This is a genomic window from Actinotignum sp. usb-actsch-rep-73, from assembly GCF_059082735.1.
Genome location: NZ_JBHNPV010000040.1, coordinates 39,033 through 49,123, shown reverse-complemented (window position 1 = coordinate 49,123; position 10,091 = coordinate 39,033). Strand labels below are relative to the sequence as shown.

The 10,091-nt window shown below is 59.7% G+C and carries 8 protein-coding genes; all 8 read right to left on the bottom strand.

The features are described 5' to 3' along the window. Positions 1-15: 15 nt before the first annotated feature. A complete protein-coding gene (locus AC5RE1_RS03070; RefSeq protein WP_493938327.1) occupies positions 16-2,388 on the bottom strand; it encodes a polyribonucleotide nucleotidyltransferase in 2,373 nt (790 codons plus the stop codon). A 220-nt stretch (positions 2,389-2,608) separates the two neighbouring features. Further along, positions 2,609-2,878 carry a 30S ribosomal protein S15 gene (rpsO, locus tag AC5RE1_RS03065; RefSeq protein WP_006681724.1) on the bottom strand — a complete coding sequence of 90 codons (270 nt, stop codon included), beginning with the start codon at positions 2,876-2,878 and terminating at the stop codon, positions 2,609-2,611. 176 nt (positions 2,879-3,054) lie between these two features. Beyond that, positions 3,055-4,044 carry a bifunctional riboflavin kinase/FAD synthetase gene (locus AC5RE1_RS03060; protein ID WP_103633543.1) on the bottom strand — a complete coding sequence of 330 codons (990 nt, stop codon included), beginning with the start codon at positions 4,042-4,044 and terminating at the stop codon, positions 3,055-3,057. Continuing rightward, positions 4,041-5,069 carry a tRNA pseudouridine(55) synthase TruB gene (gene truB, locus AC5RE1_RS03055; protein ID WP_219585763.1) on the bottom strand — a complete coding sequence of 343 codons (1,029 nt, stop codon included), beginning with the start codon at positions 5,067-5,069 and terminating at the stop codon, positions 4,041-4,043. The genes AC5RE1_RS03060 and truB overlap by 4 nt, the downstream gene beginning before the upstream one ends. A 1-nt stretch (position 5,070) precedes the next feature. Beyond that, the gene (gene rbfA / locus AC5RE1_RS03050) at positions 5,071-5,547 is read right to left on the bottom strand and encodes a 30S ribosome-binding factor RbfA (protein ID WP_219585762.1); all 477 of its coding nucleotides are present in this window, start codon (positions 5,545-5,547) and stop codon (positions 5,071-5,073) included. 238 nt (positions 5,548-5,785) lie between these two features. Further along, entirely contained in the window at positions 5,786-8,584 is a 2,799-nt protein-coding gene (infB, locus tag AC5RE1_RS03045) for a translation initiation factor IF-2 (protein ID WP_179370506.1), read from the bottom strand. Between the two features lie 107 nt (positions 8,585-8,691). Then, positions 8,692-9,015, bottom strand: coding sequence for a YlxR family protein (locus AC5RE1_RS03040; RefSeq protein WP_207326483.1), 324 nt, complete (start codon positions 9,013-9,015; stop codon positions 8,692-8,694). A gap of 24 nt (positions 9,016-9,039) precedes the next feature. Beyond that, a complete protein-coding gene (gene nusA, locus AC5RE1_RS03035; RefSeq protein ID WP_006681729.1) occupies positions 9,040-10,086 on the bottom strand; it encodes a transcription termination factor NusA in 1,047 nt (348 codons plus the stop codon). Positions 10,087-10,091: the final 5 nt, after the last annotated feature.

The window sequence follows — 10,091 nt, the reverse complement described above, 5'->3', positions numbered from 1 at the left end:
GGTGATGAAGAACTATCAGTCTTCAGACGGAGCCTGGGTTGCTTCACCCTCGTCCTCACGCTTGCGACGCGTGCGGGTGCGCGGACGACGCTCACGACGCTCGGAGCGGTCACGGCGTTCGCGACGCTCGGGGCGACCTTCGGACTCGGAGTTGGAAGCATTGGCAGCTTCAGCGGCTATAGCTTCGTCATCAAGGACAGCGTGCAGGGAGAGCTTGCCACGATCGCCGATTTCAGCGATCTCGACCTCAAGCTGCTGGCCAACCTGCAGAACGTCATCGACAGACTCGATGCGCTTGCCACCGACCAGGCGACGAACCTGGGAAATGTGGAGCAGGCCATCCTTACCCGGGGTCAGGGAGATGAATGCACCGAACGACGTGGTCTTGACGACCGTGCCGATGAAGCGTTCGCCGACCTCAGGCATCTGCGGGTTAGCAATCTGGTTGACCATCTGGCGTGCAGCTTCAGCGGCTTCGCCGGCAGCGGCAGCAATGTAGACGGTGCCGTCATCTTCGATCGTCAGATCTGCGCCGGTATCTTCCTGGATCTGGTTGATCATCTTGCCCTTCGGGCCAATGACCTCACCGATCTTATCCACGGGAACCTGGACGGTGATGATGCGAGGAGCGTTCGGGCTCATTTCATCAGGGCCGTCAATAGCCTGGTTGATCAGATCAAGGATGGTCAGGCGAGCGTCGCGGGCCTGAGCAAGGGCGCCACGCAGGACCTGGGAATCAATACCGTCGAGTTTGGTGTCGAGCTGGAGGGCGGTGATGAAGTCCTTGGTGCCGGCTACCTTGAAGTCCATGTCGCCGAAGCCGTCTTCGGCGCCGAGAATATCGGTCAGGGTGACAGCCTTCTGAACGCCATCAACTTCACCGGTCATGAGGCCCATGGCGATACCGGCGACGGGTGCGCGCAACGGGACGCCAGCCTGGAGTAGCGACAGGGTCGATGCGCAGACGGAGCCCATCGAGGACGAGCCGTTGGAGCCCATGGTCTCGGAGACCTGGCGGATTGCGTAGGGGAACTCTTCGCGCGACGGCAGAACCGGGATCAGAGCGCGCTCTGCAAGGTCACCGTGGCCGATTTCGCGGCGCTTCGGAGCACCCACTCGACCGGTTTCACCGGTCGAGAAGGGAGCGAAGTTGTACTGGTGCATGTAGCGCTTCGCGGTGACGGGGCTCAGGTTGTCGAGCTGCTGTTCCATGCGAAGCATTGCCAGTGTGGTGACGCCCAGGATCTGGGTTTCGCCACGCTGGAAGATGGCGGAACCGTGGACGCGAGGCAGAACCTCGACCTCTGCGGAGAGGGAGCGGATCTGGCGCGGGGTACGACCATCCATGCGGATTTCTTCACGCAGCGTGCGCTGACGGATCGTGTACTTTTCGAGCGAACGGAAGGCTGCCTTCAGTTCCTTCTCAGCGTCTTCATGTTCGAAGCGCGCAAGCAGTGCCTCGAGCATCTCGGCCTTAACAGCATCAACGGCTTCGTCGCGCGCCAGCTTGCCTTCGGTCAGGAGCGCCTTGGCAAGCTTGTCGCCAACCCATTCCTCGACTGCTGCGTATTCTTCATCGGTGTAGTCGATGAAGAGCGGGAACTCTGCAGTTTCCTTCGAAGCGGTCTTGGCGACCTCAATCTGGGCCTCGCAGAGGACCTTGATGAAGGGCTTTGCCGCTTCAAGACCATCGGCAACAACATCTTCGGTCGGAGCAATGGCGCCGCCCTGGATGAGTTCCCACTGGTTCTTTCCGCCACCGGCCTCAACCATCATGATTGCGACGTCTTCGGTGCCGTCTTCAGCGGTCACGATACGACCGGCAACAACGATGTTGAAGACGGAGCGCTCGAGCTCAGACCAACGCGGGAATGCCACCCACTGGCCGTCGATCAGAGCAAGACGGGTGCCACCGATCGGGCCGGTGAAGGGCAGACCCGCGATCTGGGTAGACATGGATGCTGCGTTGATTGCCAGAACGTCGTAAGCGTCATCCGGGTGAACGGTCAGGACAGTCTCGACAACCTGGACCTCGTTGCGCAGGCCCTTGACGAAGCCGGGGCGCAGCGGGCGGTCAATCAGGCGGGCTGCGAGGATTGCCTCGGTGCCCGCGCGACCTTCGCGACGGAAGAACGATCCGGGGATACGACCCGCAGCGTACGAACGTTCTTCAACGTCGACAGTCAGCGGGAAGAAGTCGAACTGATCGCGAGGCGACTTGCCGACGGTGGTGGCCGACAGGACGGTGGTCTCGTCGTCCAGGTATGCCAGAGCGGAGCCTGCGGCCTGCTTGGCAAGGCGACCCGTTTCGAAGCGCACGGTGCGCTTGCCGAAACGGCCGTTATCAATAATCGCCTCTGCGGCGGTGATGTCTGAACCTTCCATCATGATGGGGATTCTCCTTTGTGATTCTCAACTGAAGAACTCACGTCACGCTTCGGCCTTCGATCGAAGTCCACGGCGTCGCACCCGACAAACAAGCGGGGGTCCGTGAACCACTGTCGAAAACCGGCGACGCGTTCGTGGTTCTTTCCTATTGGGTGTGTGGGTGAAAACGCCACACGTAGTGAACCGGCCCGGTCCCATACGGGATCGGGCCGGCACAAGTTCAGCGACGCAGGCCGAGACGCTCGATGAGCGAACGGTAGCGTTCGATGTCGACCGAAGCCAAGTAGCCAAGGAGGCGACGACGACGACCAACGAGCAGCAAAAGGCCACGACGTGAGTGGTGATCGTGCGTGTGGTACTTGAAGTGCTCGGTCAGATCCTTGATGCGCTGGGTCAGCAGTGCAATCTGAACCTCGGGGGAACCGGTGTCGCCCTCGTGGGTCGCGTACTCGGCGATGATCTGGTCTTTAACGTCCTTGCTCAGCGGCACAGGCGTCTCCTTTGCTTCATTCGTTGCGCGGAGCTGTAAAGCTTTCCTTTACAGCATCGGATCCGCGGCCGTTTAACGGCTTTTCAAGGTTAGCATGATGCGGGCTTTTCCCCGTATCTACGTGGGCAGACTCACCTTGTGAAAGGACAATCACACCCGAGGGAAACCCGTTGCTTTCAGACGGCGGTCACCGAATCGGGATCCACGCGATTCGCCACGGCGATTCCGAGCACGGACGCGGTCTTCAGCAGGTCATTATCCATCTGGAAAAGTAGTTCATCGAGAGAATCGAAGGTCATCATTTCGCGAATGCGTGACACGAAAGTGACCGCGATTTTCTCGCCGTAGAGGTTCAGGTCGGATCGCCCCAGCACGTGAGCTTCAACAGTGCGCTCTACCCCATCGAACTGTGGGTTCGTTCCCACCGAGATCGCTGCGGGCAAGAATTCTGCGGACTGCGTTCCCGGAACGGTACGCACAACCCAGCCGGCATACACGCCATCAGCAGGCACAACGCCTTCAATTCCGCCCCGCAAATTGGCGGTCGGAAATCCCAGAGAACGGCCTCGTTTAAAACCGTGTTCGACCGTGCCACGGATTCGGTGCAAATGCCCCAAAACCCGGGCAGCGCCAGCGACATCGCCTTCAGCGAGCAGTTCACGCACCCACGATGAGGACCAGCGACGCCCTTCGGGAGCCTGAATATCGGTGACCATCACAACATCAAAACCGTAGGTGCGTCCCAGCGCCCGAAGCGTATCGATTGTGCCTACGTTGTGGGCGCCAAAACGGAAGTCTTCACCGACAACAACTTCAACCGCACCCAAGCGATCAACGAGGAACTCGGTGACGAAATCTTCGGGTTCCAGCGTGTACACGCTTTGGTCGTAGTGCTCCACAAGTGTCGCATCCAGTCCGCACGAGGCCATGGCATCAAGTCGATCCCGCAACGGCGAAATCAGCTGGAGGTTTACTTCCGGGCGATGCACCTGGGTCGGATGCGGGTCGAAAGTAATCGCCACGGCATCCACACCGCGTTTGCGTGCGCGCTCAACGCACGAGGCAACGACTCGGCGGTGCCCATTGTGCATACCGTCAAAGTTACCGATGGTGACCACCGACTTTTCGTCGCCGGGAATCTCAGACAGGTCGGTCCAGACCTTCATTGTGTTTCTCCAGAAAATACGTTGAGAGTCTTCAAAGAATGATTCTTAATGGCCAGCACCCCACAGAGCACTCCAGATGTATTGCATGCTGCGATGACATCGCCGGGGTTCCCTAATGCCATGACTTCCTGCGCGTCACGCGTCGGTGCCTGACCATGGGAGAAACGCTGTTCTTCTTCCGCGCTCAGAACAATGGAGGGGAACAACGAGGTCGCGGCCTCGGCAATCGGAATCAGGCCGGGAGACGGCAACGAGGGCGCGCCTGGCGAAAACTCCCCTCGCGCTTCAGCTTCCGCTTGCAGATCAGCCAGCTGGTGGGCGCCCGAAAGGGTGAACGAGGCAACACGCGTACGACGCAATGCCGTCAGGTGCGCGCCGCACCCCAGCATCTGCCCGAGGTCGCGGGCGAGGGAACGAATATACGTGCCAGACGAGCAATCGACGTGAACGTCAACATCAACGACACTGACTGGAATAGCCGTCATTTCAGCCGAATCATCATCTGTAGCAATCGCATACTCCGCCATTTGAATGCGCGGATCGCCCAGTCGTTCGAAGGCGTGGATTGTAATCGGACGCGCTTTCAGCTCAACAGAGCGGCCTTCACGTGCTAACGCGTAGGCTCGCTTGCCATCGACCTTGATCGCCGAGACCGTTGCAGGAACCTGCATGATCTCACCGCGCAGGCTTGCCATTGCAGATTCGAGCGCTTCTCGGTCCAGCTGTTCGCATCCGGCAATCGAAATCGGCTGGCCTTGCGCATCATCCGTGGTCATTGCGACGCCGAAACGAATCGTCGCATCATAAGCCTTCGAGCCGGCGGTAATGTAGGTCAGCAGTCGCGTTGCTTGACCGATGCCGATGACCAAAACGCCGGTCGCCATCGGATCCAGGGTTCCTCCGTGGCCGACCTTGCGAGTATGCGCCACGCGTCGCATCTTCGACACGACATCGTGGCTGGTCATCCCAGCTGGCTTATCGATAATAACGATGCCTGGGATGGAAGTGTCAGGCTTTTTCGCCATCTCAGGCGAGGTCCTGGTCATTTTCGTCGAAGCCGTCGGCTTCCTCGCCACCTTCATCGTCATCGTCGCGACGGTAGGGATCTGCATCTCCAGCGTAGGTAGCCCCGATCGACGAGGCCGCGATCTCTTCATCGCGCTTCTTCGCTGCTGCCAGCGCGTCTTCGAGAGCTGCCGCAGAATCGGGCAGACCATCCAGGATGAATTCAAGGGTCGGGGTCAGGCGAATGCCTAGAGCCTTACCCACTTCGGAGCGAATAATGCCCTTTGCAGATTCGAATGCGCGACCGGCGCCTGCGCGGTCAGCATCATCGCCGAGGACTGTGTAGAAGATCGAAGCATGCTGAAGGTCGCCGGTCACTCGCACGTCGGTGATCGTGACGAAGCTGAGACGTGGATCCTTGATTCGACGGCCGAGCATACGCGCGACGGTCTGGTGAATACGGTCTTGAACTTTGCGCTGGCGTGCTTCGTCTGCCATGGCACTCCCCTTTTTTCTTCTGTCACCCGTTCAGTGGCTCATGATTTCAGTCGAACTGGCGTACTTGCTGGTATCCCATCGTAGAGGCTCTACCCCTCATCGGCTGAATGCTGGTGGATACCTCACGTTCAACGCACCTATCCAAACGCGTTAGCTGCTTGGAACACACAGGTCGGGTGGAAACGAAACTCGCTTCCACCCGACACTACGTATGTCCTACAAGCGGACCATCACGGCCTCAGTCACGCGGCTTTTCGCGCATTTCCCAGGTTTCGATGATGTCGCCTTCGGCGATGTCCTTGTAGCCCAGCGTGATACCACATTCGTAGCCTTCGCGGACCTCGGTGACATCGTCCTTCTCGCGACGTAGCGACGCGATTTCGAGGTTGTCTGCGACAACCACGCCGTCGCGAACCAAGCGAGCCTTGGTTCCACGCTTGATCGTGCCAGAGCGGATGATCGAACCTGCGATGTTACCGAACTTGCCGGAGCGGAAGACCTGACGGATCTCTGCGCTACCGAGTGCGACCTCTTCGTAGATCGGCTTGAGCATGCCCTTAAGAGCGGCCTCAATGTCATCGATCGCCGAGTAGATGACGTTGTAGTACTTGATCTCGACGCCTTCGGAGTCGGCCAGTTCTGCCACGCGTTCTGCGGGGCGAACGTTGAAGCCGATGATGACGGCGTTGTCGACCGTTGCCAGGTTGACGTCGTTCTGCGTGATTGCACCAACACCGCGGTGGATGATGCGCAGTGCGACCTCTTCGCCCACATCGATGCTGAGGAGTGAATCTTCCAGGGCCTCGACGGCACCGGAAACGTCGCCCTTGATGATGAGGTTGAGAGTATCGACCTCGCCTTCCTTGAGGACCTTATCGAAGTCTTCAAGGGAGACACGCTTACGGCGCTTGGCAAGCATTGCCTGACGTTCTGCTGCCTCACGCTTGCCAGCAATCTGGCGAGCAGTACGGTCATCGGAGGCAACCAAGAAGGAGTCGCCTGCACGCGGAACGGAGGTCAGACCAAGGACAGCAACCGGACGCGACGGACCGGCTTCAGAAACGTCATCCCCCGTGTCATCAAACATGGCGCGGACGCGACCGTAGGAGGAACCGACGACCAGTGCGTCACCGATGCGCAGGGTGCCACGCTGAACCAGCATGGTTGCAACGGCGCCACGACCCTTATCGAGGTTCGCTTCAATGGCAACGCCACGTGCTGCGGTATTGGGGTTAGCTTCCAGGGTCAGAGCAGCGTCTGCGGTCAACAGAACTGCTTCGAGCAGTTCGCGGATACCGGTACGCTGCTTTGCCGAGATGTCGACGAACATGATGTCGCCACCGTATTCCTCGGCGACCAGACCGTATTCGGTCAGCTGGCCACGGATCTTGTCCGGGCTTGCGCCTTCCTTATCGACCTTGTTGACCGCGACAACGATCGGAACGTTTGCTGCCTGAGCGTGGTTGATTGCTTCAACCGTCTGTGGCATGACTCCGTCGTCGGCTGCGACAACCAGGATCGCGATGTCAGTGACCTGAGCACCGCGGGCACGCATAGCGGTGAATGCTTCGTGACCGGGGGTATCGATGAACGTGATCGGACGCTTGCGACCTTCATGTTCAACGTTGACCTGGTAGGCGCCGATGTGCTGCGTGATGCCACCGTGCTCGGTATCGACCACATCGGTGTGACGGATCGCGTCAAGCAGCTTGGTCTTGCCGTGGTCGACGTGACCCATGACGGTGACGACCGGCGGACGAGGCATGAGGTTTTCGACGTCGTCGAGTTCTTCGGCCTCGAGGTCGATATCGAAGGACTCCAGTAGTTCGCGGTCTTCTTCTTCGGGAGAAACGACCTTAACGTCGTAACCGAGTTCTGCACCGAGTGTTTCAAAGGTGTCCTGGTCGAGCGACTGGGTTGCGGTTGCCATTTCACCAAGGTGGAACAGAACGGTGACCAGTGCTGCGGGATTGACCTCGATCTTCTCGGCGAAGTCTGCGAGGGATGCACCCTGGCGAATACGGATAACCTTGCCGTTTCCGCGAGGAATCTGAACGCCACCAATGACGGGTGCATTCTGCTGTTCGAACTCTTGACGTTTTGCGCGCTTCGACTTGCGTCCGCGCTGATTGCGACCGCCTCCGCGACCGAATGCGCCCGGAGTTGAGCCGCGTCCACCACGTCCACCACCGCGGGGAGCACCTCCGAAACCGCCACCGGCGTTTGCGCCGGGACCGCCCGCAGAGCGACCACCAGCGGGACGTGCGCCACCACGACCACGGCCACCACCGTTACGTGCGGGGCGATCATTTGCGGGGGCGGCGCCGGAAGCGTTGCGAGCAAAGTTTGCTTGTCCTGGCATCATGCCGGGGTTCGGGCGATTGGCACCACCGGAACGGTTACCACTCGGACGAGGGCTACCGGAACGGTTGGAATTGCCGCGTGTCGGGCGATCATTACCACCCTGCGGACGGCTGCCACCGGGGCGCGGGCCCGGACGAGGACCGGGGCGCGGGCCACCGGTACCACCCGGCCGAGGCATGCCCTGGCTGGACGCATACGGGTTGTTACCCGGACGTGGGCCACCCGAACGAGGGCCGGGACGAGGTGCAGAAGGACGTGGCGCGCTAGCGTCGTCCTTGCTTTCAGCTTTTTGCTTGCCTGCCGGCTTGGGGCCTGCCGGCTTGGGGGCTGCAGGCTTGGGAGCACCCGGCTTGGGGGCCGAGGTCTTCTCAGCGCTCTTTGTTGCCTTCGGTGAGGCAGGCTTCGGAGCGGAAGATTGCGAAGAAGAAGCCTTCGATGCCGCAGTCTTCTTTTCGGCAGTCTTCTTTTCGCTCTTGGTAGCGGTCTTCTTCGTTGAAGGGACTTCAGCCGGGCCCTTCGATCCGTAGTGCTCGCGCACGGAACGCACAACTGGCGATTCCAATGCTGAGCTTGAGGCTTTGACGAACTCACCGTGGTCGTTGAGGTACGTCAAAAGTTCCTTGCTGGTGATTCCGAGCTCTTTGGCGAGCTCGTGGACACGCAACTTTGCCACTTTTCTCCTGTCCGGAAGCGCCTCCGGACGGAGACGCGTTACTTGTATTGCTGGCAGCTCATCGCTGGGTACTCATCGGGTGCCCATCGGCTTCCAACCCGCTTTCATTACTCGACGAGAGCACTGTGTGCTCGTGATGAGGCAACCTGGCCAAGCTGGTCCCACATGTGGGCGTCAATGTCGCCCTCGCATGAGAGTGCGCGTTGAAATGCCCGACGCTTGCGGGCGGTTTCGATACACGTTGGATCCGGGTGAATCCACGCACCTCGACCGGGTTGCGCGCTTGTGGGGTCTACGGTGCACACCCCATTTTTCGAAACAACAACGCGAATTAGATCCGCGCGTAACGCTCGACGTGAACATCCCACACACGTACGCACCATTACCGCGCCTTGTGGCACGGTAATCTGGTTCAGCGCAGGATGCGACACATGATCAGTTTAATCGAGCTGGGCTTATTCCTCGTCGTCCACGCATGAGCGACTGGTCACGTCATCAGGCATTGAGGTGCGCGAAACGTCTGCTTCTTCACCGTTTTCCGTATCAGAATGAATGTCGATATGGAATTCGGTCAGACGCGCGGCTAGGCGAGCATTCTGGCCTTCCTTACCGATCGCCAGCGATAGCTGGAAGTCCGGGACGATCGCGGTTGCGGTGCGATTGTCGATCGAGTGAACGACAACGCGGGCAACGCGTGCAGGCGACAGAGCGTTTGCGACGTAGCGTGCCGGATCTGCCGACCAGTCGACAATATCGATCTTTTCGCCACCGAGTTCGTTCATGACCGCGCGCACACGTGCACCCATCGGACCGATGCATGCGCCCTTGGCGTTAATGCCGTCACGAGTCGGTGCAACGGCGATCTTCGTACGGTGTCCGGCTTCGCGTGCGATCGACTTGATCTTGACCAAGCCCTGCTGAATTTCGGGGACCTCGCGCTCGAAGAGACCGGAAACGAGGCCCGGGTGAGTGCGCGAAAGCGTGATGCGTGCGCCTTTTTCGGTGCGTTCAACGTTGACGACGAACGCGCGAATGCGGTCTCCGTGACGGTAGGTTTCGCCGGGAGCCTTTTCCGAGTCGGGAAGAACTGCTTCGAAGTCATCGCCGACCTTGACGATGGTGATGCGCCCGTCGCGCGACTGGTCAACGACGCCGGTGACGACCTGTCCCTTCTGGGAAGCAAAGTCGCCGAGAACCTTCTGATCGTCTGCATCACGCAGGCGCGCAATGATGATCGAACGAGCGGTCGTCTGGGCGATACGACCGAAGTTCTTCGGGGTGTCGTCGAATTCGCCGATCGGGTTGCCCTCTTCGTCTTCTTCGGTGGCGATCACTGCGACGCTACCGGTCTTCTTATCGATTTCGATTCGAGCCTGAGAGATGGCGCCGGGAAGATTGTGGTAGGCCTTGAGAAGGGCTTCTTCAATGGCATCGACGAGCCGGTCTAGGGACACGCCCTTTTCCTGCTCGACCATGCGCAGTGCTGTCATATCGATTTCCATGCGTC

What these genes read in the sequence shown, in the direction of transcription:
- AC5RE1_RS03070 (WP_493938327.1), bottom strand. Translation starts at nt 2,388, where the DNA reads ATGATGGAAGGTTCAGACATCACCGCCGCAGAGGCGATTATTGATAAC.
- AC5RE1_RS03060 (WP_103633543.1), bottom strand. Translation starts at nt 4,044, where the DNA reads ATGAAGGTCTGGACCGACCTGTCTGAGATTCCCGGCGACGAAAAGTCG.
- truB (WP_219585763.1), bottom strand. Translation starts at nt 5,069, where the DNA reads ATGGCGAAAAAGCCTGACACTTCCATCCCAGGCATCGTTATTATCGAT.
- rbfA (WP_219585762.1), bottom strand. Translation starts at nt 5,547, where the DNA reads ATGGCAGACGAAGCACGCCAGCGCAAAGTTCAAGACCGTATTCACCAG.
- nusA (WP_006681729.1), bottom strand. Translation starts at nt 10,086, where the DNA reads ATGGAAATCGATATGACAGCACTGCGCATGGTCGAGCAGGAAAAGGGC.